The sequence below is a fragment of the Streptomyces sp. NPDC019531 genome, from assembly GCF_044903305.1.
Classification (GTDB): domain Bacteria; phylum Actinomycetota; class Actinomycetes; order Streptomycetales; family Streptomycetaceae; genus Streptomyces.
Window position 1 is genome coordinate 56,799 of record NZ_JBJDQL010000040.1, and the last position, 24,761, is coordinate 81,559.

General features: G+C 70.8%; 19 protein-coding genes and 3 tRNA genes. 9 read left to right on the forward strand and 13 right to left on the reverse strand.

Translation table 11 applies throughout. The annotated features are described in order from the left end of the window. Positions 1 to 27: 27 nt before the first annotated feature. From purF to ACI2L1_RS34295, 4 genes are all read right to left on the reverse strand, one after another. Positions 28 to 1,557 carry an amidophosphoribosyltransferase gene (purF, locus tag ACI2L1_RS34280; RefSeq protein ID WP_404743318.1) on the reverse strand — a complete coding sequence of 510 codons (1,530 nt, stop codon included), beginning with the start codon at positions 1,555 to 1,557 and terminating at the stop codon, positions 28 to 30. Positions 1,558 to 1,614: 57 nt separating this feature from the next. Next, positions 1,615 to 2,427, reverse strand: coding sequence for an META domain-containing protein (locus tag ACI2L1_RS34285; protein ID WP_404743319.1), 813 nt, complete (start codon positions 2,425 to 2,427; stop codon positions 1,615 to 1,617). A 31-nt stretch (positions 2,428 to 2,458) separates the two neighbouring features. Further along, positions 2,459 to 3,253: a sterol carrier family protein gene (locus ACI2L1_RS34290; RefSeq protein ID WP_404743320.1), complete on the reverse strand. Its 795-nt coding sequence runs from the start codon at positions 3,251 to 3,253 to the stop codon at positions 2,459 to 2,461. Positions 3,254 to 3,706: 453 nt separating this feature from the next. Beyond that, on the reverse strand, positions 3,707 to 4,348 hold the full coding sequence (locus ACI2L1_RS34295; protein ID WP_404743321.1) for a TetR/AcrR family transcriptional regulator: 642 nt from the start codon (positions 4,346 to 4,348) through the stop codon (positions 3,707 to 3,709). Between the two features lie 79 nt (positions 4,349 to 4,427). Here ACI2L1_RS34295 and ACI2L1_RS34300 point away from each other — a divergent pair, with 79 nt between their 5' ends. Then, the gene (locus tag ACI2L1_RS34300; RefSeq protein WP_404743322.1) at positions 4,428 to 5,900 is read left to right on the forward strand and encodes an MFS transporter; all 1,473 of its coding nucleotides are present in this window, start codon (positions 4,428 to 4,430) and stop codon (positions 5,898 to 5,900) included. A 54-nt stretch (positions 5,901 to 5,954) separates the two neighbouring features. Here ACI2L1_RS34300 and purL read toward each other — a convergent pair whose 3' ends face one another. The 3 genes from purL to purS are packed head-to-tail and all read right to left on the reverse strand — an operon-like array spanning position 5,955 to position 9,150. Next, entirely contained in the window at positions 5,955 to 8,213 is a 2,259-nt protein-coding gene (purL, locus tag ACI2L1_RS34305; protein WP_404743323.1) for a phosphoribosylformylglycinamidine synthase subunit PurL, read from the reverse strand. Further along, a complete protein-coding gene (gene purQ / locus ACI2L1_RS34310; RefSeq protein ID WP_404743324.1) occupies positions 8,210 to 8,890 on the reverse strand; it encodes a phosphoribosylformylglycinamidine synthase subunit PurQ in 681 nt (226 codons plus the stop codon). Before purQ ends, purL begins: the two co-directional genes overlap by 4 nt. Next, the gene (gene purS, locus ACI2L1_RS34315; RefSeq protein ID WP_015659417.1) at positions 8,887 to 9,150 is read right to left on the reverse strand and encodes a phosphoribosylformylglycinamidine synthase subunit PurS; all 264 of its coding nucleotides are present in this window, start codon (positions 9,148 to 9,150) and stop codon (positions 8,887 to 8,889) included. Before purS ends, purQ begins: the two co-directional genes overlap by 4 nt. A 269-nt stretch (positions 9,151 to 9,419) precedes the next feature. Between purS and ACI2L1_RS34320 the strand changes: the two genes are divergently transcribed. The 8 genes from ACI2L1_RS34320 (at position 9,420) to ACI2L1_RS34355 (ending at position 14,118) form a co-directional block, all read left to right on the forward strand. Then, entirely contained in the window at positions 9,420 to 9,737 is a 318-nt protein-coding gene (locus ACI2L1_RS34320) for an Lsr2 family protein (protein ID WP_123990244.1), read from the forward strand. 169 nt (positions 9,738 to 9,906) lie between these two features. Beyond that, positions 9,907 to 9,978, forward strand: a tRNA-Gly gene (locus tag ACI2L1_RS34325). Between the two features lie 80 nt (positions 9,979 to 10,058). Then, positions 10,059 to 10,131, forward strand: a tRNA-Gly gene (locus tag ACI2L1_RS34330). Positions 10,132 to 10,264: 133 nt separating this feature from the next. Further along, positions 10,265 to 11,206: an ABC transporter ATP-binding protein gene (locus ACI2L1_RS34335; RefSeq protein ID WP_404743325.1), complete on the forward strand. Its 942-nt coding sequence runs from the start codon at positions 10,265 to 10,267 to the stop codon at positions 11,204 to 11,206. Beyond that, positions 11,203 to 11,982 carry an ABC transporter permease gene (locus ACI2L1_RS34340; protein WP_404743326.1) on the forward strand — a complete coding sequence of 260 codons (780 nt, stop codon included), beginning with the start codon at positions 11,203 to 11,205 and terminating at the stop codon, positions 11,980 to 11,982. The genes ACI2L1_RS34335 and ACI2L1_RS34340 overlap by 4 nt, the downstream gene beginning before the upstream one ends. Positions 11,983 to 12,002: 20 nt before the next feature. After that, on the forward strand, positions 12,003 to 13,217 hold the full coding sequence (locus ACI2L1_RS34345) for a sensor histidine kinase (RefSeq protein WP_404743327.1): 1,215 nt from the start codon (positions 12,003 to 12,005) through the stop codon (positions 13,215 to 13,217). 197 nt (positions 13,218 to 13,414) lie between these two features. Beyond that, positions 13,415 to 14,023, forward strand: coding sequence for a response regulator (locus tag ACI2L1_RS34350; RefSeq protein ID WP_404743328.1), 609 nt, complete (start codon positions 13,415 to 13,417; stop codon positions 14,021 to 14,023). A gap of 22 nt (positions 14,024 to 14,045) precedes the next feature. Next, positions 14,046 to 14,118 (forward strand) — tRNA-Gly (locus tag ACI2L1_RS34355). A 44-nt stretch (positions 14,119 to 14,162) separates the two neighbouring features. On the opposite strand, the gene ACI2L1_RS34360 is transcribed toward ACI2L1_RS34355, so the two are convergent. From ACI2L1_RS34360 to ACI2L1_RS34385, 6 genes are all read right to left on the reverse strand, one after another. Beyond that, positions 14,163 to 15,062, reverse strand: a complete 900-nt coding sequence (locus ACI2L1_RS34360) for a phosphoribosylaminoimidazolesuccinocarboxamide synthase (protein ID WP_404743329.1) — start codon at positions 15,060 to 15,062, stop codon at positions 14,163 to 14,165. Positions 15,063 to 15,155: 93 nt separating this feature from the next. Further along, positions 15,156 to 16,688 carry a N,N-dimethylformamidase beta subunit family domain-containing protein gene (locus ACI2L1_RS34365; RefSeq protein ID WP_404743330.1) on the reverse strand — a complete coding sequence of 511 codons (1,533 nt, stop codon included), beginning with the start codon at positions 16,686 to 16,688 and terminating at the stop codon, positions 15,156 to 15,158. 300 nt (positions 16,689 to 16,988) lie between these two features. Next, a complete protein-coding gene (locus ACI2L1_RS34370) occupies positions 16,989 to 19,406 on the reverse strand; it encodes a hypothetical protein (RefSeq protein WP_404743331.1) in 2,418 nt (805 codons plus the stop codon). 363 nt (positions 19,407 to 19,769) lie between these two features. Continuing rightward, positions 19,770 to 21,023, reverse strand: a complete 1,254-nt coding sequence (gene purD, locus ACI2L1_RS34375; RefSeq protein ID WP_404743332.1) for a phosphoribosylamine--glycine ligase — start codon at positions 21,021 to 21,023, stop codon at positions 19,770 to 19,772. Between the two features lie 641 nt (positions 21,024 to 21,664). Continuing rightward, complete coding sequence (locus ACI2L1_RS34380; protein ID WP_404743343.1) at positions 21,665 to 22,204, reverse strand: GNAT family N-acetyltransferase; 540 nt, start codon at positions 22,202 to 22,204, stop codon at positions 21,665 to 21,667. A gap of 172 nt (positions 22,205 to 22,376) precedes the next feature. Further along, positions 22,377 to 24,749 carry a DNA polymerase III subunit gamma and tau gene (locus tag ACI2L1_RS34385; RefSeq protein ID WP_404743333.1) on the reverse strand — a complete coding sequence of 791 codons (2,373 nt, stop codon included), beginning with the start codon at positions 24,747 to 24,749 and terminating at the stop codon, positions 22,377 to 22,379. Positions 24,750 to 24,761 lie beyond the last annotated feature (12 nt).

Sequence of the window (24,761 nt, forward strand, 5' to 3'; positions counted from 1 at the left end):
TGCAGGTAAGCAGGTGTTGCGGGCTGACTACGGGCGGCGGATCGCGTCGACCGCGGCCGTGACCGCCGTGCCGGCGGCCAGCTCGGTCTCCAGGAGCTGCTTGCCGAGCAGTTCGGGGTCCGGGAGCTCCATCGGGTACTCGCCGTCGAAGCAGGCGCGGCAGAGGTTCGGCTTGGCGATGGTGGTCGCCTCGATCATGCCGTCGAGGGAGATGTACGCCAGGGAGTCGGCGCCCAGGGAGGTGCCGATCTCGTCGATGGTCATGCCGTTGGCGATGAGCTCCGCGCGCGTGGCGAAGTCGATGCCGAAGAAGCAGGGCCACTTCACGGGCGGCGAGGAGATCCGGATGTGGACCTCGGCGGCGCCCGCCTCGCGGAGCATGCGGACCAGCGCACGCTGGGTGTTGCCGCGCACGATCGAGTCGTCGACGACGACCAGCCGCTTGCCCTTGATGACTTCCTTGAGCGGGTTCAGCTTCAGACGGATGCCGAGCTGCCGGATCGTCTGGGAGGGCTGGATGAACGTACGTCCGACGTACGCGTTCTTCACGAGACCCGCACCGAACGGGATGCCGGAGGCCTCCGCGTAGCCGATCGCCGCCGGGGTGCCGGACTCCGGCGTCGCTATGACCAGGTCGGCGTCGACGGGGGCTTCCTTCGCGAGCTTGCGGCCCATCTCCACGCGGGAGAGGTACACGTTCCGGCCGGCGATGTCGGTGTCGGGGCGCGCGAGATAGACGTACTCGAAGACGCAGCCCTTGGGTTTCGCATCCGCGAATCGGGAGGTGCGCAGGCCGTTCTCGTCGATGGCGACGAACTCGCCCGGCTCGATCTCGCGGACATAGCTCGCGCCGCAGATGTCGAGGGCGGCGGACTCGGAGGCGATCACCCAGCCGCGCTCCAGGCGGCCGAGGACCAGCGGGCGGATGCCCTGTGGGTCGCGGGCGGCGTAGAGGGTGTGCTCGTCCATGAAGACGAGGGAGAAGGCGCCGCGCACCTTCGGGAGGACGGAGTGGGCCGCCTCCTCGATGGTCAGCGGCTTGCCGTCCTCGTCGACCTGGGCCGCGAGGAGCGCGGTCAGCAGGTCGGTGTCGTTGGTGGCCGCCACACGCGGGGTACGGCCGCCCTCCTGCTTGGGGAGGTCGGCGACCATCTCGGCGAGCTGCGCCGTGTTGACCAGGTTGCCGTTGTGGCCGAGCGCGATGGAACCGTGCGCGGTGGCGCGGAACGTCGGCTGGGCGTTCTCCCACACGGAGGCACCGGTGGTCGAGTAGCGGGCGTGACCGACCGCGATGTGACCCTGGAGCGAACCGAGAGAGGTCTCGTCGAAGACCTGGGAAACAAGGCCCATGTCCTTGAAGACGAGGATCTGGGAGCCGTTGCTGACCGCGATTCCCGCGGATTCCTGGCCCCGATGCTGGAGGGCGTAGAGCCCGAAGTACGTGAGCTTGGCGACCTCTTCGCCCGGAGCCCAGACACCGAAGACGCCACAAGCGTCCTGGGGGCCCTTCTCACCGGGGAGCAGGTCGTGGTTGAGTCGTCCGTCACCACGTGGCACGGCTCCGAGTGTAGGCGAGATCGACCACTGGTCCGAATTCGTGGAGAGTGGGCTTTCTTACTCCGCGCGGGCCGTAACGCTGTCGCCGGAGGTTGCGGTGAGGGTCAGGGAATCGCGTTCCTGCTGGTAGGAGACCTTTCCGGAGAGAATACCGGCGAGTTCGCGTTCGGTCTTCATGACGGCTGCCCCACAGATCATGCGCGTGGTCGCGAGGTGGCCGAACTCGATGGTGCCGTCCTTGACGACGGCCTCACCACGGAAGGTGTTGCAGCCGAGGCTGCCGGTGACGGTGTCGTCCTTGCCGAGGGTGAGATGTGCCTTCGGGCCGATCGCCCAGCGGGTGCCTTTCAGCGCCGGGACCGTCATCTCCCGGAGGGTGATGGTGTCGCCGTCGGGGCTGGTCAGGGTGAGGGTCCTGGTGCCGTCGCGTTTCGTGACCGTGGCCTTGTGGGTGCCTTCGAAGACGCTGGTGAACTGTGTTTCGAACTCCCCGAGCGGGTCGGGGCAGCCCATCAGCGTCTGGGTCAGGTCGGTGATCCGCACGGTGTCGCCGTCGATCTCGGCGTCGGCGCCGATGCTGTTGCAGCCGACCGAGCCGCCGGACTCGCCGCCCCCGACGTCCGGGTCGGTGGTGCCGGGCTCGAAGGTGATGTGGGCGTCCTCGGCGTTCTTCGGGAGGACGTACTCCTTGCCGTCCACGGTCACCTTCTGCGGCAGCCACTCCACGTCCGCGATGTCACCGGCCCCGGTGACCTTCTCGCCGTCGGCGATCGTGTCGCTCCCGGTGCCGGATTCCGTGCCGCAGGCGGCCAGCAGTGTGGTGCCCACGGCGGCCAGGGCGGCGCATTTCACACGTGTCGTCCGCTTCATGCTCCTTGGACGCACGGGACCCGCGAAGGGTTCACCCCATCAGTGGGAGCAGCCCGCCCAGGTCCGCCCGCTCCCCGCTCGCGCCGACCTTCGCCCCGTCCAGCGCGTCCTTCCAGGCAACACGCCCGGTGGCGAGCCGGATCCAGGTCAGCGGGTCGGTCTCGACGACGTTCGGCGGGGTGCCACGGGTGTGCTTGGGTCCCTCGACGCACTGCACGACGGCGTACGGCGGGATCCGCACCTCGGTCGAACCGCCGGGCGCCCTGGCGGCGAGGGCGTCGGCGAGGAGGCGGGTGCAGGCGGCGAGGGCCTGGCGGTCGTACGGGATGTCGAGGCCGGGGACGGCGGCGTTGAGGTCGTCGGTGTGGACGACGAGCTCGACGGTGCGGGTGACGAGGTAGTCGGCGAGGGTCATGGCACCGGTACGGGCGGCGAGGACGCGGGTGTCGGGGGCGGCCAGGGCTTCGCGGAACCGCTCCTCGGTGCGGGCGTACAGGGCGTCGAGGTCCGGGTTGGTGGTGGCCAGGTCCCGGGTGCCGTCGGCGATGTCGCCGGCCCGGGCCGCGGTGGCGAAGGGCCAGTCGAGGAGGGTGAGCTCCGGCGCCGACGGTTCCTCACGGCCGAGGTTCCGGCTGACCGTCTCGACGGCCATGGTGATGTGCGCGGCCAGGTCCCGCACCGTCCAGCCGTCCAGGCGGGTCGGGAGGGCGAGCTGTTCGGGGGTCAGCGTGCGGACGGCCTCCCGTACGTTCCCGAACTGGGTCCGCAGAGCTTCGCGGATCTTGGCGGAGTCGTAGGTGCGGGCGCGCTTCCTGGCCGTGGGCATGGCGGTGAGCCTAGTCGGCGCGGAAGGCGGAGGAAGAGGGAAAGGTGATCTTCGTGCGGCCCCGGCGGTGGGCGACGTCGTCGACATGCGCGCGGACGACCTCGGCGAGGCGGGGGGTCATCGGGCGGTCGTAGCCGTCGGCGATGCGAATGGTGCGGACCCGGGGCGCGCAGTGCCGTCGCAGACGGGGGGAGGGCGACGAGACGGCGTCCTCGTTGCCGCGGCCCGCCTTGCCGGGTCCGGCGGGTTCCGGCGGCTCGTCGTGGACGGTGCCGGTGAGGTGGGCGCGTTCTTGGCGTCCTCGCCGGAGCCGGTGTGCGGCGAGACGACCCGCCGGCCGGTGCTCTCCGGGCGAACGACGTGGTCGTGGTCGGCCGGTCCCGCGGTGGGACTCCGAGCACTTCCGACGCCACCAACCACCCCTGGAGACGGGCCCCTTCGGCCACCGGAGCCTCACGCCTTGCGCGCGTACTCCCCCAGCCCCTGTGCGACCAGCGCGAACGTGCGCTCGGCCAGGGCCGTGGCGTCCGCGGCGACCGACTCGATCGGCTCGCCTGCGTCCACTCGGCGGTGGTGTTCCTCGATCAGGGCCTGCCGGGCCGCGGAGAGGGTGGCGGCGGCGATGAGGGCCAGGGTGCGGTCGCCGGTCTCCTCGGCCAGGTGGGTGGCGAGTTCGCGGGTGCCCTTCTGGGCGGCGAGGAAGGCGCGCTCCATCAGGACGGGTGTCTCCAGGACGAGTTTGCGCACCTGGTGGGAGAAGGGTTCGCTGTGCAGCCCGATCGCCGGGTCGCGTGCCTCGATCATCTCCAGGAACTGCCGGCGCACGGCGTCCAGCGCGGTCTCGCCCGGCTGTCGCTCGCGCACGGCCCGCGCGGCGTCGCCGAAGTGCTCCTCGACCGGGAGGAAGACCAGGTCCTCCTTGGTGCCGAAGTAGTTGAAGACGGTCATCTTCGAGACCTCGGCGACATCGGCGATCTCCTGGACGGAGACGTTGTCGAACCCCTTCTCCGCGAACAGGGCGACCGCGGTCCGGTAGATCCGCGTCGCCGTCTGCAGTTTCTTGCGCTCGCGCAGCCCCATCGCCTCAGCAGCCATGTCAGCACTGTACCAAGATGAATTTTAATCCCAGATGAAATATTGACCCAGTACACAAATGCCGGGCATGGTGGTGCCCATGACCGAGACCCAGCGCAGAATCGGCTTCCTCGTCTGCCTCGTGACGATCGTCCTGGCGGTCCTGGACCTCCAGATCGTGTCCGCGGCGACCGTCCCGATCGTCCGCGATCTCGACCCCGAGCACGGCATCGACAAGATCCCCTGGCTGGTCAGCGCGTTCGCGCTGGCGTCGGCGGCGATGCTCCCCCTGTACGGCAAGCTGTGCGACGTGCTCGGCCCGAAGCGGGTCTTCACCGGCGCGATCGCGGTGTTCCTGCTGGGCTCGGCCCTGTGCGGCGCGGCCCGGTCGATGGACCAGCTCATCGCGGCCCGTGCGGTGCAGGGCCTCGGCGGCGGTGGCCTGATGAGCGTGACCATGGTGGTGATCGCCCACCTCAAGGGCCCGGAGGAGAAAAGCGCGGGCAAGGGCACCACCATGGGCGGCCTCGTCGCCGGCGGCGCGATGGCCATCGGCCCCTGGATCGGCGGCCTGCTGGCGGACCACGCCAGCTGGCGCTGGATCTTCTACGTCAACCTGCCCGTCGGCCTCGCCGTCCTCGCCGGATCCGCCCTCGCCCTCAAGCTCCCCGAGCACCACGTCCGCCGCCCGCTCGACTACACCGGTGCCGCGCTCGCCGCCGCCTTCTCCAGCTCGCTGCTCCTGGTCACCGACTGGGGCGGCGACAAGTACGCCTGGTCGTCACCGACCGTCCTCGCGCTGATCGCCGCGGCGGCCCTCACACTGGCCCTGTTCCTGTGGCGGCAGCTGCGGGCACCCGAACCGGTGCTGCCGCTCTCCCTGTTCCGCATCCGCGAACTGCGCCTCGGCTTCGCCATCCAGGCGATCACGGGCGCGGCGATGACCGGCGCCATCTTCTACGTCCTCATCTATCTCCAGGTCGTCCGCGGCATCGCCAGCTCCTCCGCGGGCCTCTACCTGCTCCCCATGGCGATCGGCCTGTCGGCGACCGGACTGCTCACCGCACGCGGCTGGACGACACGGACGTTCACGGTCAGCGGCACGGCCACCACCGCCCTCACCTTCGTCCTCCTCGCCACCACGACCGGCCCCGGCACCTCGCTCTGGCTGATCCGCGCCGAACTCCTGCTGGCCGGCGCCGGGTTCGGACAGCTCCTGGGCCAACTCGTCCTGCTTGTGCAGGAAGCGGCCCCGCGTACACGGCTCGGTGTCGCCACCACCTCCATCCGCTACTTCCAGACCCTCGGCAACGCCCTGGGCACCGCCCTCTTCGGCACCGTCCTGACCCGCATGTACGCCGCCCACGGCCCCGACGGCGGTGTCACCGGCCTCGCCCGTCTGACCGGCAGCGCCCGCACCGCCGGCGTGCACGCCTTCGTCGACGCGACCGGCGTGGTCTTCTGGAGCGGCGCCGCGCTGATGGCCCTGGCCGCGCTGATGGCCCTGCGGCTGCCCAAGTCTCCTGCGGCGCCCGGCACTTCGGAACAGCTGCGGGAACCGGTGACGGCATGACGAAGGCCCCGCCCGTCACAACGACCGGCGGGGCCTTCGGAGTCGTACGACCGCCTACTTGAGCAGGGCCGGAATCGTCTCCTCGTGAGCCGTCCGCAGCTCCTCCAGCGACAGCTCGAACTCGCCCTGGAGCTCCACCGAGTCGCCGTCCACGACACCGATACGGGTGACGGGCAGGCCCCGGGCGCCGCACATGTCGTTGAAGCGGAGCTCCTCGGAGCGCGGGACCGCCACCACCGCGCGGCCGGCGGACTCCGAGAACAGCAACGTGAACGCGTCCAGACCGTCCGGGACGATCAGTCGCGCGCCCTTGCCGCCGAGCAGCGCCGACTCCACGACCGCCTGGATCAGACCGCCGTCGGAGAGGTCGTGCGCGGAGTCGATCATGCCGTCGCGGCTGGCGGAGATCAGGATCTCGGCCAGCAGCCGCTCGCGCTCCAGGTCGACCTTGGGCGGCAGGCCGCCGAGGTGGTCGTGGACGACCTGGGACCAGGCCGAGCCGCCGAACTCCTCACGGGTGTCGCCGAGGAGGTACAGCAGCTGGCCCTCCTCCTGGAAGGCGACCGGGGTGCGGCGGGCGACGTCGTCGATGACGCCCAGCACCGCGACCACCGGGGTCGGATGGATGGCGACCTCGCCCGTCTGGTTGTAGAGGGAGACGTTGCCGCCGGTCACCGGGGTGCCCAACTGCTGGCAGGCGTCGGCGAGTCCACGGATGGCCTCGGCGAACTGCCACATCACCGCCGGGTCCTCGGGCGAGCCGAAGTTCAGGCAGTCGGAGACCGCAAGGGGCTTGGCGCCGGTCGTCGCCACATTGCGGTAGGCCTCGGACAGCGCCAACTGGGCGCCCGCGTACGGGTCGAGCTTCGCGTAACGGCCGTTGCCGTCCGTCGCGATGGCGACACCGAGACCGGTCTCCTCGTCGATGCGGATCATGCCGGAGTCCTCCGGCTGGGCCAGCACGGTGTTGCCCTGCACGAAGTGGTCGTACTGGGACGTGATCCACTTCTTGGAGGCCTGGTTGGGAGAGGCCACCAGCTTCAGGACCTGGTCCCTCAGCTCCGCCGAAGTCCCCGGCCTCGCAAGCTTGTTGGCGTCGTCCGCCTGGAGCTCGTCCTGCCAGGACGGGCGGGCGTACGGGCGCTCGTAGACCGGGCCGTCGTGGGCCACGGTCCGCGGGTCGACATCGACGATCTTGCCGCCGTGCCAGAAGATCTCAAGACGGTCGCCGTCCGTGACCTCACCGATCACCGTGGCGATGACGTCCCACTTGTCGCAGATCTCCAGGAACCGGTCGACCTTCTCCGGCTCCACGACCGCGCACATGCGTTCCTGCGACTCGCTCATGAGGATTTCCTCGGGCGAGAGGGTCGAGTCGCGCAGCGGTACGTCGTCCAGGGTGACGCGCATGCCGCCGGAGCCGTTGGAGGCGAGCTCACTCGTCGCACACGACAGGCCTGCCGCACCCAGGTCCTGGATGCCGACGACCAGCTTCTCCTTGAACGCCTCCAGGGTGCACTCGATGAGGAGCTTCTCCTGGAAGGGGTCGCCGACCTGCACCGCGGGGCGCTTGGAGGGCTTCGCGTCGTCGAAGGTCTCACTCGCCAGGATCGACGCGCCGCCGATGCCGTCGCCGCCCGTGCGAGCCCCGTACAGGATGACCTTGTTGCCCGCGCCGGACGCCTTCGCCAGGTGGATGTCCTCGTGCCGCATGACACCGATGGCACCGGCGTTGACCAGCGGGTTTCCCTGGTAGCAGGAGTCGAAGACGACCTCGCCGCCGATGTTGGGGAGCCCGAGGCAGTTGCCGTAGCCGCCGATGCCCGCCACCACACCCGGCAGCACCCGCTTGGTGTCCGGGTGGTCGGCCGCGCCGAAACGCAGGGGGTCGACCACGGCGACCGGCCTGGCACCCATCGCGATGATGTCGCGGACGATGCCGCCGACGCCCGTGGCCGCACCCTGGTAGGGCTCGACGTACGACGGGTGGTTGTGCGACTCGACCTTGAAGGTGACGGCGTAACCCTGGCCGACGTCCACCACGCCCGCGTTCTCGCCGATGCCGACCAGCAGCGCGTCGCTCTGCGGGGCCTTCTCGCCGAACTGGCGCAGGTGCACCTTCGAGGACTTGTAGCTGCAGTGCTCGGACCACATGACCGAGTACATGGCGAGCTCGGCGCCGGTCGGGCGGCGGCCGAGGATCTCCACGACCCGCTCGTACTCGTCCTTCTTCAGGCCGAGTTCGGCCCAGGGCAGCTCGACGTCGGGGGTCGCGGCCGCGTGCTCGACCGTGTCCAGAGGCGTCCGGCTCATGCGTTGACCAGCTTCTTGAGGATCGAGGTGAAGAAGGGGAGGCCGTCGGTGCGGCCGGACCCGATGAGGGGCTCCACGGCATGCTCCGGGTGCGGCATGAGGCCTACGACGTTCCCGGCCTCGTTGGTGATGCCGGCGATGTCACGGAGCGAGCCGTTCGGGTTGAAGTCGAGGTACCGGAAGACGACCCGCCCCTCGGCCTCCAGCTTGTCCAGCGTGTACTCGTCGGCGACGTACCGGCCGTCCATGTTCTTCAGCGGGATGTGGATCTCCTGGCCGGCCGTGTAGTCGGCGGTCCAGGCGGTGTCCGCGTTCTCCACCCGCAGCTTCTGGTCGCGGCAGATGAAGTGGAGGTGGTCGTTGCCGAGCATCCCGCCCGGGAGGAGGTGGGCCTCGGTGAGGATCTGGAAGCCGTTGCAGATGCCGAGGACCGGGAGTCCTGCCTTGGCCTGCTCGATGACCGTCTCCATCACCGGCGAGAAGCGGGAGATGGCTCCGGCCCGCAGATAGTCGCCGTAGGAGAAACCACCGGGGAGCACGACCGCGTCGACCTGGTGGAGGTCCTTGTCCTTGTGCCAGAGAGCGACCGGTTCGGCACCCGCGAGGCGGATCGCGCGCTGGGTGTCCCGGTCGTCGAGGCTGCCGGGGAAAGTGACGACGCCAATACGAGCGGTCACTTCGCGGCCTCCGCGACTTCCTCCACCTTGACGGTGAAGTCCTCGATCACGGTGTTGGCGAGGAAGGATTCCGCAAGATCGTGGATGCGGGCGAGCGCGGCCTCGTCGACCGGTCCGTCAACTTCCAGTTCGAATCGCTTTCCCTGACGTACGTCGGAGATGCCTTCGAAACCCAGACGCGGCAGTGCGCGCTGCACCGCCTGGCCCTGGGGGTCGAGGATCTCCGGCTTGAGCATGACGTCGACTACGACGCGTGCCACTGGCACTCCCGGTGGTGTGGTGCTGAGCAGGTTCCTTCAGACTACCCGCACAAAATTTCTACGCGCGTTGAGTTGTAGGAATCTACGTGACGGCCATCACGAGACACCGCGGAGGTGGCCGCTCGCGAAAATTTCCCGGAAAGATCTCAGATCGACACCCGACAGCTATTGCGCTCGGACACGCGGAAGGATTTAGTCGAGCTTCACAATGCATTGTCGGGCACTGTACAAATGAATTGGCAACGTGCCGTAAGAAGGGACCGATATTCGTGGCGCAGAAGGTCGTGGTCACTCTCTTTGACGACATCGACGGCTCGGAAGCGGCGGAGACGATCGCCTTCGGACTCGACGGCAAGTCGTACGAGATCGACCTGAATCAATCCAATGCCAAGAAACTGCGTAAGGCCCTGGAGCCCTACGTGGAGGCCGGCCGCAAGCGGTCAAGGTCGGGCAAGGCGTACAAGCAGACCGAGGTCGCACCCGACCCGGCGGCAGTCCGGGCCTGGGCCCAGGCCAACAAGATGGACGTGCCCGCGCGTGGGCGGATCCCCAAGAAGGTCTACGAGGCGTTCGCCGAGGCTCAGTGAGCCGCGGCCTTGCAAGCCGTGCTCAGTGAGCCGTTGCTTTGTGTGCCGCGGCCGACGCCGGGTCACCCGCCCCTCGGGACAACCGACTTGCGTTGCACCCCACATGGTCAGCTAGAGTCTGGAGCACGCCGAGGGGCGAGGCTGAAAAGGCCCAGCTCACGGAGTACACGCGGGTGTAGTTCAGTAGTAGAACATCCCCCTTCCAGGGGGAAGGCGCAGTGTGCAATTCCTGTCACCCGCTCTGCACCGCCGGTCCGTCCATGCTTGTGGATCAGGTAGGCTGGTGCTCGCGCCGATCGGTGAGAGCCGGTCGGAGGCAATGCGGACGTAGCTCAGTTGGTAGAGCGCAACCTTGCCAAGGTTGAGGTCGCGAGTTCGAGCCTCGTCGTCCGCTCTGAATCAAGCCCCCCGGCTTCTGTCGGGGGGCTTTTTCATGCCCAGTGGCCGTCTGCCCGACTGACATTTGTCATACGGAGTGGTGACAGCGCGCACTGCTGTCGCATCCGGTCCGCCGGGACGCTGGGTTCATGAACACCGACGAACACGAACACGTGATTGAGGTCACCGACCTGCGGCGTGTGTACGGGGGCGGGTTCGAGGCCGTGCGCGGAATCAGCTTCTCCGTGCACCGCGGAGAGGTCTTCGCCCTGCTCGGCACCAACGGCGCCGGCAAGACCTCCACCGTCGAACTGCTGGAGGGGCTCGCGCGGCCGAGCGGCGGGCGGATCCGCGTCCTCGGACACGATCCGTACGCCGAGCGGGCCGCCTTACGCCCGCGGACCGGGGTGATGCTCCAGGAGGGCGGCTTCCCGTCCGAGCTGACCGTGGGCGAGACCGCGCGGATGTGGTCGGGCTGCGTCAGCGGGGCCCGGCCGCCGCTGGAGGTGCTGGAGCTGGTCGGGCTCGCCCGGCGGAACGACGTACGGGTCAAGCAGTTGTCCGGCGGTGAGCGGCGGCGCCTTGACCTGGCGCTCGCGCTGCTCGGCGACCCCGAGGTCCTGTTCCTCGACGAGCCGACGACCGGCCTTGACGCCGAAGGGCGCCGGGACACCTGGGAGTTGGTGCGGACGCTGCGGGATCGCGGGACGACCGTGCTGCTCACCACGCACTATCTGGAGGAGGCCGAGGATCTCGCCGACCGGCTGGCGATCCTGCACGAGGGGTCCGTCGCCGCCACCGGGACGACGGCCGAGGTGACCGCCGCACAGCCGTCCCGGATCTCCTTCCGGCTGCCGGACCACTACCACCTCGGCGATCTGCCGCCGCTGGACGCGCTCGGCGTGTGCGGGCACGAGGTGAACGGGAAGGTCGTACGGCTGCGGACGCACGATCTCCAGCGGGCGGCCACCGGGCTGCTGGTGTGGGCCGACGCGGCCCGGGTCGAGCTGCGCGGTCTCGACATGCGGTCGGCCTCGCTGGAGGAGGCGTTCCTCGGGATCGCCCGGGACGTGAAGGAGCGGGTGGCATGAGTGGGACCACGATGACCACGCCGGCGGAGCGGATCACCGCGCTGGGGCGGGCCGAGCTGACCCTCTTCCTGCGGAGCAAGGGCATGATCGTCTCGGCGGTGTTTGTGCCGCTGCTGCTGCCCTTCAGCGTGCAGGCGGCAACGCAGGACCTGGACCTGAAGGACAAGGGGCTCAGCCTCGGTCTGGTGCTGCTGCCCGCGGCCATCGGGTTCTCGCTGCTCTTCGCGGTGTACGTGGCCCTGATCGGCGTCTTCGTCGGGCGGCGCGAGGAACTCGTCCTCAAGCGGCTGCGTACCGGAGAGCTGCGGGACCGCGAGATCATGGCCGGGGCGGCGCTGCCGTCGATCGTCACGAGCCTCGCGCAGTGCGTCCTCCTTGCCGTGGGCTGCTCGATACTGCTCGACGTGGCCGCGCCGAAGGCGCCTCTGCTCGCCGTCCTCGGGGTGCTGCTCGGACTGCTGATGTGCGCGGCCCTGGCCGCCCTGACCGCGAGTTTCACCCGGACCGTGGAGAGCGCGCAGGTCACCGGCCTGCCGCTGACGCTGGTCACGATGCTGGGTTCCGGGGTCACCGTCCCCCTGGAGTTCCTGCCCGACCGGCTCGCCTCGGTGTGCGAGCTGCTGCCGCTCAGCCCGGTGATCACACTGGTGCGCGGCGGCTGGAGCGGCGACCTCTCCGCGTACGAGGCACTGGGAGCGGTGCTGACGGCGGTGGCCTGGAGCGCGCTTGCCGTGTTTGCTGTACGGCGGTGGTTCCGCTGGGAACCCCGGCGCTGAACCTACGAGGGGCGGGAGAAATGCGCGGCTCGGGCGGCTGGTGGCGGCGGAAGAGCACACCGGCGAAGGTGGAGACGTACACCCGGTGGTCGTTCCACTTCTTCTCGGTGATCTACGTCGCCTCGGTCGGGCTGCCGGTCCTCGGAGAGGTGAAGGGGCAGCTCGCGGTCTGGCTGTTGCTGCTGGTGTGCGCACATGCCGTGATGTGCGGCGTGACCGCGTCGCGGGCGCTCGACTGGACGCGTGGTCGGCGTGAGCAGCCGGTGCGGACGCTGTGGACGCTCGGGGCGATCACTCTCGTCGTCAGCGTCGCGGTGATCGGAATCGCCGAGCGCGGTCCGGACGACGCGGGTGTCGACACGGCGGCGAGCGCGGTCTTCGCGGGCGTGCTGATCTTCGCGGCCGGTATCGGCGCGCTCGGTGTCCGCAGGCGACGGCGCGTGCTCGCGCTCGTGGCCGGCTTCGCCGTGGGCGCCGTGATCGGCGGTTTCCCCCTGGGACACGCCCTCCCGGAGTCGCTGGTCACCGGGGTGGTGGTACTGGTCGCCGCCGGATTCCTCGCCTTCACCTCCGTCTTCTCCGTCTGGCTCCTGAACGCCGTCTACGAACTCGACGCGGCCCGCGAGACCCGCGCCCGGCTCGCCGTCGCCGAGGAACGGCTGCGGTTCGGGCGGGACCTGCACGACGTGATGGGCCGCAACCTGGCCGTGATCGCGCTGAAGAGCGAGCTGGCGGTGCAGCTGGCGCGGCGCGGGCGGGAGGAGGCCCTGGACCAGATGACCGAGGTGCAGCGGATCGCGCACGAGACACAGCGCGAGGTGCGGGATGTCGTACGGGGATATCGGGAGGCCGATCTCGGGGCCGAACTCGCGGGCGCACAAGGGGTGTTGACCGCAGCTGGCATCGACTGCGAGGTCACCGGGGAGCCGGCCGGACTGCCGGCCGAGGTGCAGTCGGCGCTCGGCTGGGTGGTGCGGGAGGCCACCACGAACGTCCTGCGTCACGGGGACGCCAAGCGGTGCACGGTGGCCGTACGCACGGAGGAGGAGCGGGTCGTGCTGACCGTGGAGAACAACGGGGCGCTGCGCTCGTCGGGCCCCGGCGGCTCCGGGCTCGCCGGGTTGCGGGAGCGGCTCGCGGCCGTCGCCGGGACGCTGGAGGCGGGGCCCGTGCGCGAGGGTGTGTTCCGGCTGGTGGCGGTGGTGCCGCTGGTGGCGGCGGAGGGGGTCGCGTGAGCGTGTGCGGTGTCGGAGAGGGGGGTCTCGTGAGGGTGCGCGGGGCGTCGGAGAGTGGTCGCGTGAGCGTGCGCGGGACGTCGGAAGGGGTGGTCGCGTGAGCGTGCGCGGAGCATCGGAGGGGCTGGTCGCGTGACCGTGCGCGGAACGAGGGGTGGTCGCGTGAGCGTACGCGGGACGTCGGAAGGGGTGGTCGCGTGAGCGTGCGGGTGCTGCTCGCCGACGATGAGCATCTGATCCGGGGCGCGCTCGCCGCGCTGCTCTCCCTGGAGGACGACCTGGCGGTCGTCGCGGAGGCGGCGACCGGGCCCGAGGCACTGGCGATGGCCCGGGCCCACGAGCCCGACGTCGCCGTACTCGATCTGCAGATGCCCGGCGCGGACGGTGTGAGGGTCGCCACATCTCTGCGGTCCGAACTGCCCTCGTGCAGGGTGCTGATCGTCACCAGTCACGGGCGGCCCGGGCATCTGAAACGGGCCCTGGCGGCCGGTGTGCGGGGGTTCGTCCCGAAGACCGTGAGCGCGCAGCGGCTCGCGGAGATCATCCGGACGGTGCACGCGGGAAACCGTTACGTCGACCCCGAGTTGGCCGCCGACGCGATCTCCGCCGGGGACTCGCCGCTGACCGTGCGGGAGGCCGAGGTGCTGGAACTCGCTGCCGACGGGGCGCCCGTGGTGGAGATCGCCGAACGGGCCGCGCTGTCGCAGGGCACCGTACGGAACTATCTGTCGTCGGCCGTCTCCAAGCTCGGGGCGGAGAACCGGCATGCGGCGGTGCGGCTCGCGCGGGAACGAGGTTGGGTATAGTGGTTCTCACGCCACGGCGCATGCGAACGTAGCTCAGTTGGTAGAGCGCAACCTTGCCAAGGTTGAGGTCGCGAGTTCGAACCTCGTCGTTCGCTCTGTTGAAGAGAAGCCCCCCGGTTTTCGCCGGGGGGCTTTTCCGTTACGACCAGCTCATGCCCGTCAGACGCTCGAACGCCTCGATGTACTTGGCGCGAGTGCGGTCCACGACCTCCTGCGGCAGCGCCGGCGGGGGCTGCTCGCTCCTGCGGTCCCAGCCGGACTCCGCCGAGGTCAGCCAGTCGCGCACGAACTGCTTGTCGTACGACGGCTGCGCGTGCCCGGGCTCCCACTGGTCGGCCGGCCAGAAGCGGGAGGAGTCCGGGGTGAGGACCTCGTCCGCGACGACGAGGGTCTCCCCGTCGAAGCCGAACTCGAACTTGGTGTCCGCGAGGATGATCCCGCGGTCCCGGGCGATGTCCCGGCCGCGGGAGTAGACGGCGAGGGTCGCCTGGCGCAGCTGGGCGGCGGTGTCTGCGCCGACCTGGCGGGCGACCTCCTCGTAGGAGACGTTCTCGTCGTGCTCGCCGACGGCCGCCTTGGTGGCGGGAGTGAAGATCGGGGCGGGGAGTTCCGAGCCGTCTTCGAGCCCCTCGGGGAGGGCGAGGCCGCAGACCGTGCGGGACTCGTTGTACTCCAGCAGGCCGGAGCCGGTGAGGTAGCCGCGGGCGACGGCCTCCACGGGGACCATCTGCAGCGACTTGCAGACCATGGTGCGGCCCGCCCAGTCGGCGGGGGCGCCTTCCGGCACGTCGGTGCTCAGGACGTGGTTCGGCATCAGGTCGGCGATCTGGTCGAACCACCACAGGGACAGCTGGGTGAGGACCCGGCCCTTGTCGGGGATCTCGGTCGGCAGCACCCAGTCGAAGGCGGAGATACGGTCACTGGCGACCATCACGAGGTCGCCCGCCTCGTTCTGGTACAGCTCACGCACCTTGCCGGTGTGGAGGTGTACCAAGCCCGGCACCTGGATCGGCTCGGGCTTTTCTACGAATCCGGACACGGTTCCTCCCCGTGGTTATTTCCAACGGGTCGATTGTCCCGTATGGGGGGCTGACCTTGGACTTGGGGTCCAGGGCAGGGCTCGTACGTGAGCTCAGTCACGCTTGCAGATGCGGTCCAGGAGGTTGGCGGTGGCGCGCTGGACGCGGGTGTCGACATGGCCCGGGCGGTCCAGCGCCGGGGACCAGGCGAAGGTGCCGGCGGCGAAGACCAGGGCGCCGGAGGGGGCCCGGTACAGGGACGTCTCCTGGTGGCGCAGGGCGCCCTCGCTGTCGGCGTACGGCGAGTGGGCGAGCAGGATGCGGTCGTCGTGCTCGGGCAGTGGGGTGCGCGGGAAGTAGCGGTCGGCCTCGCCCGCGACCAGGCCGTCGAGTTCGTCGCCGTCGTGCGCGCCCGTCGCCTCCCACAGCCAGTGGTCGGCGTTGCGGACGATCAGGGGGTGCGGCTCGGGCACCCTTCCCCCGTACTGGATGCCGACCAACTGCTGCTCGGGGCGGTCCACTTCGCGCCAGAGCACCGGTCGGCCCGGGCCCCTGCGTTTGCGGCAGGTCAGCAGACGGTCGGGGACGCCGGAGGGCGAGGGGCCCAACTCGACCTGCCAGTACATGGTGTTGGCGGACAGGAAGACCAGTGAGGTGCCGCTGTCCCGCGCCCGCTCGACCGTGCGGCGCATGGCCGTCGACCAGTACTCGTCGTGGCCCGGGAAGACCAGGCCGCGGTAACGGGTGGGGTCGAGGTGACCGGCGTGCAGGTCGCGGGCGTCGGCGTAGGCGAGGTCGTAGCCGTAGCGCTCGGCGAAGCGGATGAAGTCGTAGGCGTGACCGACGTGCATCGGCAGGCCCGCGCCCGCGTACGGCCGGTCGAAGGAGACCGTGGTCGCGGCGTCGGCCTCACCGAGGAGCCGGCCCTGTTCGTCCCAGGCGTGGTAGAGGCTGGCGCCAATGCGGCCGTCCTCGGGGTAGAGGTTGTACGCCTGCCAGGTCACGTCGGGCAGGAGGAGCAGTAGGTCCGCGGGGTGGTCGTCACGGACCGTGAAGGGGATGTGGGAGCGGTAACCGTCGGCGGTGGTGAGGACGGCGACGTACGCCCCGATGCTCCAGTACGACGGGATCTGCAGGCGCCAGGACAGCCACCAGTGGTGGCAGGAGACCGTGCGGTCCGCGGTCAGTGGCGGGGGCTGGACGATCCCGGAGAGACGGGGACTGGTGGTGACCTTCGCCGCGCCGTCGCCGCCGTAGTGACCGATGCGGTAGACGTCGACGCCGAACTCCTGCGGCGGGTCCACGGTGATGTGGAAGTCGACGGCCTCGCCGGGGGCTACCGCGGCCGTGGAGATGAATCCCTTGATCTGGCGGCGGACGTCGTCGGCGGAGCGGGGTGCGCCGCCGAGGGTGGAGCGGGGCGTCATGCGGGGGGCCGTGCGGGGGGAGGGGACGCGCGCGGCGCCCTGCTCCGGGGTGTGGCCCGGGTCCGTCTCGACGTACCAGGGGACCATCTGACCGGTGTCGTCGAAGTACATCTCACTGCCGCGCAGCCAGGGGACGGGGCCCTGGCCGAAGGGGTCCGCCACGGCGTGCGCGAGTGCTCCCGACTCCCAGCGGCGGATGTGCTCCGGTCCTGGTCCCATGGGTCGCTCCCCTCCCTCGTGCCCCTGTCGTTCGGCCTGCGCGCCACCTTGTGCGCATGTCGTGCGCGCCTGTTGTGCGCGACTGTTGTGCGCCTGTTGTGCGCCTGTTTTATGGCGCACGCCCTTGCCGTGCGCGCGATCGGTCCCAGCACATCACATTCCGCACTCGTGCTGTCACTATTCGTTGCGAATTGGCCGAAAGTGGAAGCGGGTGTTCCGGGTCGATGCCCGTCGCGGGTCGTTCGTCGTCGGCATCCGTCGGCCGTCATGGGTCGGCCGTCGTCCGTCGTCCGTCGTCCGTCAGACGAGGCGGACCGGCTTCTCGGGGCGTATTCCCGACTTGACCAGCCAGGCACGCAGGGGGACCGGGTCGCCGTCCTCGACGAGGGCGAGGACGCGGGGGGTGAGATCCGCCGCGCGCTCGCCGTTGACGAGGAGGGACGGGCCGTCGAGCCAGTCCAGGCCCGGGGCGGCGCCTGCGGTGTCGATCGCGGCGCAGCAGACCATCGCGGTGACGTGGTCCGTGAGGAGTTCGCGGGCGCTGCGGGGTGGCTGGAGCGGGAAGAGGGGGAGGCCTGTGTCGTCCCAGGGGGTGGGGTCGGGGGACGTGCGGGAAGGGGGTGCGGCGGCTTCCTCACGGGCGATCTCGGCGGTGAGGGCTGCGGCGAGGTTCTCGGCCTCGCCTTCGCGGCTTGGGGTCCCCTCCGCGCTATCCGCACCCTCCGCACCATCCGCACGGCTTTCGCGGTCGGGTGTGGGTGGCCTCTGTGGGGCGGTCTCGCTGTCGGCGACCGCGGGGTCGTTCGGCGAGGGCGGCTCTTCGAGCAGGGGGGATACGGGGTGGGCGGTTGGGGGGGCGGGCTGCGGGGCCGAGGGCTCAGTTTGCGGGGGCGAGGGCGAGGGCGCGGTCGGCGGGGGCGCAGGCGCGGTAGCGGGCGGGGTCGGGGGGGCCGGGGCCTCGTCCAGCGGGGGCTGGGGCTCGTTCGGCAGGGTCGCGGGCGCGGTCGGGGCGTCGTCCAGAGGGGCCGGGAGCTCGCTCGGCGGGGTCGCGGGCGCGGTCGGGGCGTCGTCCAGAGGGGCCGGGAGCTCGCTCGGCAGGGTCGCAGGCGCGGTCGGGGCGTCGTCCAGGGGGGCCGGGGACTCGCTCGGCGGGGTCGCGGGCGCGGTCGGCGGCTCGTCCTGCCGGGCCGGGGCCCCGTCCAGCGAGGCCGCGGGCCCGTCCAGCGAGGCCGGTTCCTGCTGTGTGGTTCCTCGGTCGTCCGCCGGGGCCGGTGGGGGCTCCGCGAGAGCGCGCTCTTGCAGAGGCGATACGACGCCGTCGGCGGCCGCGGGCTCGTGCGTCGGGGCCTGCTCGTGGTTCTGGGCCGACTCGGCGTGCGGCGAAGCCGGTACGGAGTCGTGGGATCGAGTGGCTGGTGTCGGGGCCGTGGGTGAGGGAGCCGAGAGGTGGTCCAGGACTCGGGACAGGGTGGGGCCGTCGGACTCCGGGGGCGTGGATCCCTGGGTACGGCTCACGCCCTGGGCGTCGAGGACTCGGTGGAGACGGGCGGCGTCCAGGCGCCACTTCCGGTCCACGACCTCTTCCGGGTACTCCTGCCAGTCCACGGGGGACCAGTCCGGACCGGTCTCCGCGGGGCCGCCGTGGAAGAGGCGGGCGGCGAGCAGAGATGCGGCCTCGTCCATCGCGCCCGGCTCTTCGAGCAGGTCGCAGGCGGGGCGCTCACCCAGGCGGGAGGCGAAGCCCTCGGCCAGCCGGTCCCGGCGGGACAGCTCGGTGAGCGCGGCCACCACACCCGCGTCCAGTCGGGACGGCCAGCGCCCCATCCGCCAGGCGGGCAGCGCGACCCGGGTCAGCAGACGGTCCCAGCCGGCGTACGCCAGTCCCACCTGCTCCTGGGCGACGATCCTGAGGCCGTAGTCCACAGCCTGTGCACGCTCGGCGGCCGCGGCGGCGACCCCACGCTCCATCTGGGCCGCGTGCTCCCGGCAGCTGCGCAGGAGAAGGCGGGCCACCCAGGCAACGCCCGCGCAGAGCAAACGGGTGAGCGGGCACCGGCCGGGACTGGAGCCGACAGCCACCGCCGCGTCCAGACCTCGCACGAAACGGCGGGCCGCCGCTATGTCGGGGTGCGCCGAGGGTCCCGTACCGGCGACGACCGGGGCGAGGACCGCGCGCAGCTCGCCGACGCGCATCCACCACAGGAACGGGGAGCCGATGACCAGCACCGGCGCCGCGGGAACCCGGCGGTGGGAGCCGCGGACGCCCGCGATCTCGTCCTCCCGGCCCTCCTGCGGAGGCGGGCCGTGGGCGGGATGGGTGCGGTCCTCAAGCCAGCTGTCGCAGTCAGGCGTGAGCGCTATCGCGGAGGGGGCAGGGACGTCCAGGCGGTCGGCGAGGTCACGCACCATCCGGTACAGGTCGGGCGCGGACTCCTCGACGATCGAGACCGTCGGGCTGACGGCCGGACGGGCCCGGGCGACGACCAGGGCGACGGCCCCGGCGGCAAGCAGCACGAGCGCCCCGAGCACGGTCATGGCGAGGCGGGCGGTGTCCCAGAACCCGCCCATGAGATGGCCGGTGGAACCTCCTGCGAGCAGCACCACGGCGACGGCTGCGGGCAGCAGAGCCACGGCCAGCGCCCGGCTGCGGATGCGCAGCACGGCGAGGGCCCGGGAGCGCGCTGCCTGCGCGCCTGCCTCCACACCGATACCGGTCACGAGCGGATCTCACCCCCTCCCTGCCGTCCTGAACGCCCAGCTCTCCTGGTGTTGCTCACTCCCCCACTGTGGCATCCGCCACTGACATCGCAATGCCGGTGGGCCAAGTGCCGGACCGCTTGCGCCGCACCCTAGTTGGGCCCCGGGCCTCCGTCAGCTGTATGGGGCTCTGGTCACTCGATGGAATGGCTTTGGGGAAAGGTGGATGACGGACAGCAAAGATCAGGCCCCGAATCCCTAGACGGATCCGGGGCCTGCCGGGTTCATACGGTCCTGCGGTTTTCGCCTGATTCTCAGTGCTCTGTTGCCTCTGCCAGTCTGTCGGGCTTCATCTCTCAGGCTTGGTCTCTGAGGCCTGGTCTCTCAGGCTTCCGATGCCGCCTTCGCCGCGATGTCCGACCGGTGCTGGGAGCCGTCGAGCCGGATACGGGCCACGGCCCGGTACGCGCGATCGCGGGCCTCGGTGAGGTCCTTGCCGGACGCCGTGACCGACAGGACCCGCCCGCCGGCGCTGACGACGGCGTCGCCGTCCCGCTTGGTACCGGCATGCAGGACGTACGCGTGCGGGGCGTCCTCGGCGGCCACCTCGTCGAGCCCGGCGATCGGGTCGCCGGTGCGCGGGGTGCCGGGGTAGTTGTGCGAGGCGACGACCACCGTGACGGCGGCGTCCTCGCTCCAGCGCAGGGGAGCCAGGTCGCCGAGGTTGCCGGTGGCGGCCGCGAGCAGGATGCCGGCCAGCGGGGTCTTGAGGCGGGCCAGGACGACCTGGGTCTCGGGGTCGCCGAAGCGGGCGTTGAACTCGATGACCCGTACGCCCCGGCTGGTGATCGCGAGACCGGCGTACAGCAGGCCGGAGAAGGGGGTGCCGCGGCGGTGCATCTCGTCGACGGTCGGCTGGAGGACGGTCTGGAGGACCTCGTCGACCAGCTTCGGGTCGGCCCAGGGCAGCGGGGAGTACGCGCCCATGCCGCCGGTGTTCGGTCCCTCGTCACCGTCGAGCGCGCGCTTGAAGTCCTGGGCGGGCTGGAGGGGCAGGACCGTGTCGCCGTCGGTGATGGCGAAGAGGGAGACCTCGGGGCCGTCGAGGAACTCCTCGATGACGACCCGGTCGCAGGCGTTCGCGTGCGCCTTGGCCTGTTCGAGGTCGTCGGTCACCACGACGCCCTTGCCGGCCGCGAGCCCGTCGTCCTTGACGACGTACGGGGCGCCGAAGGCGTCGAGGGCCTCTGCGACCTCCTCGGGTGTCGTGCAGACGTAGGAGCGAGCGGTCGGGACTTCGGCCGCGGCCATGACGTCCTTGGCGAAGGCCTTGGAGCCCTCCAGCTGCGCGGCTTCCCCCGACGGGCCGAAGACCGGGATGCCCGTCTCGCGCACGGCGTCGGCGACCCCCGCGACGAGCGGGGCCTCCGGGCCTACGACGACCAGGTCGGCGCCGAGTCGCTGCGCGAGCGCGGCCACCGCCTCGCCGTCGAGGGCGTCGACCGGGTGCAGCTCGGCGACCTCGGCGATGCCGGCGTTGCCGGGAGCGCAGTGCAGAGCACTGACGTCGGGGTCGAGGGACAGGGAGCGGCACAGGGCGTGTTCGCGGGCGCCGGTACCGATGACAAGGACCTTCACGGGGGTCAGCCTAATCCAGGGTGTAGGCGGCTCCGACCGGTCCCCGCAAGGGGCCGACCGGCGGCTTACGACGGACGGCGGAACGCCTTGGCCCTCTCTGGTCCATGAGACCCGCTCCGAGACCGGCACCGCTGTCCCCCGTTGGGTTCGTGGCGGTGACGTGGGCGTCGGGCAACGCCCGAAGTCAGCCTGGCCCGAGAGGCCTCCCGTCAGAGCGGCGAAGCCCGGCGCCTTCGCCACCACCACGGACCCCCGCCACCGTCCGTGCTCCGCGGTGATGACGCGGGCACCGGGCTGATGCCTCCGTTTCCCCGGGCCCTTCGAGGCCTCTCAAGAGCGGCACAGCCCGGTGTCTCCCTGATCACCGCGAAACTCGCGGCGGCCGGCCGGACGTTGATCGTCACGGCGCGAGCCCGCCCCAGGCTCGATCTCTCGTTTCACTCCGCGAGCCCGCGAGCTCAGGAGAAAGACCGAGCCCCTGGGGTGCGCTGGTGTCGCGAACGGCTACTGAGATGGCGGACCTATGAGTCCTGGGATTAGGGCGCCGCGTGACCCGCATGTGCTGCGTGACCCGCGAACCCGCCCGGCTTCGTCAACGACAACAACGGCACTTCGACAGATCCACGCTGTCGAGCACGAGCTCAATCAGAGGGCGCGCCCGAGGCCCGCAGGCCGAGCCACTGATCGGCGTCCCAGGCTCGGAACCGCTCTACTTCGGTGAACCCCAGCTTTGCCGCGAGGCGCATCGAGCCGACGTTGGCGGTCTGGGTGGCGAGCACCACAGGCTCACCGGGAAGGACGCTTTCGAGCCAGTCGAGTGCCGCTGCGCACGATTCGGCGGCATACCCGAATCCCCATGCCCGTGGCAGGAACAGGTAGCCGAGATCGGCCTTCCCCACGGCAGCCGGGCGATGGTGCTCCGGTGCTCTCCTCAGCAGGATCTGGCCGATCATCGCCCCGTCGAGATCGACGACGAAGCTCCCGGGCCACCGCTCGGGCACCTCGGGCAACTCGCGCTCAAGCTCGTCACGCGGGCGGGGCCCACCGAGATAGGTGTGCACATCTGGCGACGCCAGCAGCTCGATGAACGCCACACGGTCCCGGGCCTCGGACTCACGGAGCACGAGCCTCTCAGTCCTGATCGGTGCAGGCGGCCAGGCAACAGGTCCGAGATCAGTCATGTCGGCCAGCCAACCAGCAGGCTCGACAGGGATCAAGACTTGCGGATCCTCTTGACTTCTTAGCCCCCTGAGATGTCTAACGGGGCTTTTGTGGGTGGTTCTAAGGGGTGGGCGCAGCCGCGTCGTAGGTTCCTCCAAGGCGAGGGTGGGCTTGGTGCGTGGGCCCACTCCCCTATTCGTTCGTGAACTCCTCCACCACCGTCGCCCCGAGCTCCCTCACGATCAGTTCGTGGCCTGAGAGGGCCGACTCGTTGAGGTCGGGGTCGTCGTCCTCGGGGATGTCGTCCTCGATGGAGACCGGCGGGGGTTCCGGCGCGGAGGGCTGGGGGGTGGGAGCCGGTGCGGGAGCCGGGGCCTGCGTGGATGAGGACGAGGACGTGGGGGCGGGCGTGGGCGTTGAGTGGGCTGGGCCGGATGTCGGCTGCGGGGACGGCGGGGTGTGGGGGGCCGGGGCGCCGTAGCCGCCGGGGGTGCCGTAGCCGCCCTGGGTGCCGCCTCCGCCGTAGCCGCCGCCGTTGTTGAAGCCGCCCGATGCCGGGGGCGCGGCGCCGCCGCCCGACGGATCGACGACCGCGTCGATCTTCCACTGGACGCCGAACTGCTCCGTGAGCGACTGCCGCAGCACCTCCTCGCTGCCGCTGCTCGCGAAGTTGTCGCGGGCGCCGGCATTGACGAAGCCGAGCTGGAGCGTGGTGCCGTCGAAACCGGCCACGTGGGCGTTCTGGCTGAGCAGGATCCAGGTGAAGCGGCGGCGGTTCTTGACCGCTTCCAGGATGTTGGGCCAGAGCTGGCGGGGGTCGAGACCGCCGGCCGGGGGGGCGTAGGCGGCTGGGCCGGGCGCGGAGGCCGCAGACCCGGGCTGGGCCGGGGCCGGGGTGCTCGCGGGTCGGTGGGCTGCGGGTGCCTGGGGCTGGCCGCCACCTGCGGGTGCCGCGGTGGGCCAGCCACCGGGACGCCGGCCGCCGCCGACAGGGGCGGCGGTGGGCCAGCCACCGGGGGCCGTGCCCGATGACGGCTGATGGGGCTGGTTGGGCTGGTGGGGTGGGTCGGAGGGGGCGGCCGGGGAACCGGGGGGCGGGCCTTCGGGAGAACTGTGCGCCGGACCGGCGGGCGCCGAGCCCGGGGTCGGGCCGACGGGCGTGGCCGGACCGGCGGGCGGCGCCGACTCGGCCGTAGCGCCTCCACCCGTGCCGCCGACGGGCCCTCCGCCGCCGGGCGCGCCCGCGCCAGAAGCCCGGACCGCCGCCCGGGCCGCGGCCGGACCGCCGCCGGGCGGGACCGGAGCAGGTGGCGGGACGGCGGCCGTCGGGGCACCCGGTGCCGCGCCCCCGTGGGCCTCCGGACCGGGCACGTACCCCATCGCGGGGGCGCCGCCGGCCGAGAAGTTCACGCCGCGCTCGATGCGGTCGAGTCGGGCCATCATCGAGCGCTGGTCCCCGTAAGCCGCCGGGAGCAGCACGCGCGCGCAGATGAGCTCCAGCTGGAGACGGGGCGAGGTGGCGCCGCGCATCTCGGTCAGGCCTTCGTTGACCAGGTCGGCGGCGCGGCTGAGCTCGGCGGCGCCGAAGGTGCCGGCTTGGGCCTGCATACGCTCGATGACGTCGGCGGGGGCGTCGATGAGCCCCTTCTCCGCGGCGTCGGGAACGGCGGCGAGGATGACCAGATCCCGCAGCCGCTCCAGCAGGTCGGCGACGAAGCGGCGCGGGTCGTTGCCACCCTCGATGATGCGGTCGACGACCTCGAAGGCGGCGGCGCCGTCACCGGTGGCGAAGGCCTCGACGACGGAGTCGAGGAGGGAGCCGTCGGTGTAGCCGAGGAGGGACGTGGCCATGGCATACGTCACGCCCTCCTCGCGTGCTCCGGCGAGCAGCTGGTCCATGACGGACATGGAGTCACGCACGGAGCCCTGTCCGGCCCTCACGACGAGCGGAAGCACTCCGTCCTCGACGGGGATGTTCTCCTTCCCGCACACCTCACCGAGGTAGTCCCGCAGGGTGCCGGGCGGCACGAGCCGGAAGGGATAGTGATGGGTCCGTGACCGGATCGTCCCGATGACCTTCTCGGGCTCGGTGGTGGCGAAGATGAACTTGAGGTGCTCCGGGGGCTCTTCGACGACCTTCAGCAGCGCGTTGAAACCGGCCGACGTGACCATGTGGGCCTCGTCGATGATGTAGATCTTGTACCGGCTGCCCGCAGGCCCGAAGAAGGCCTTTTCCCGCAGCTCACGGGCGTCGTCCACACCACCGTGGGAGGCGGCGTCGATTTCGATGACGTCGATGGAACCGGGCCCGTTGCGCGCGAGGTCCTGGCAGGACTGGCACTCTCCACAGGGGGTGGGCGTGGGTCCCTGCTCGCAGTTCAGACACCGGGCGAGGATGCGCGCGCTGGTCGTCTTGCCACACCCACGCGGACCGCTGAACAGGTACGCGTGATTGACCCGGTTGTTCCGCAGCGCCTGCTGCAGCGGGTCGGTGACATGCTCCTGCCCGATGACCTCGGCGAATGACTCCGGGCGGTAGCGGCGGTACAACGCGAGAGACGACACGCATACGAGGTT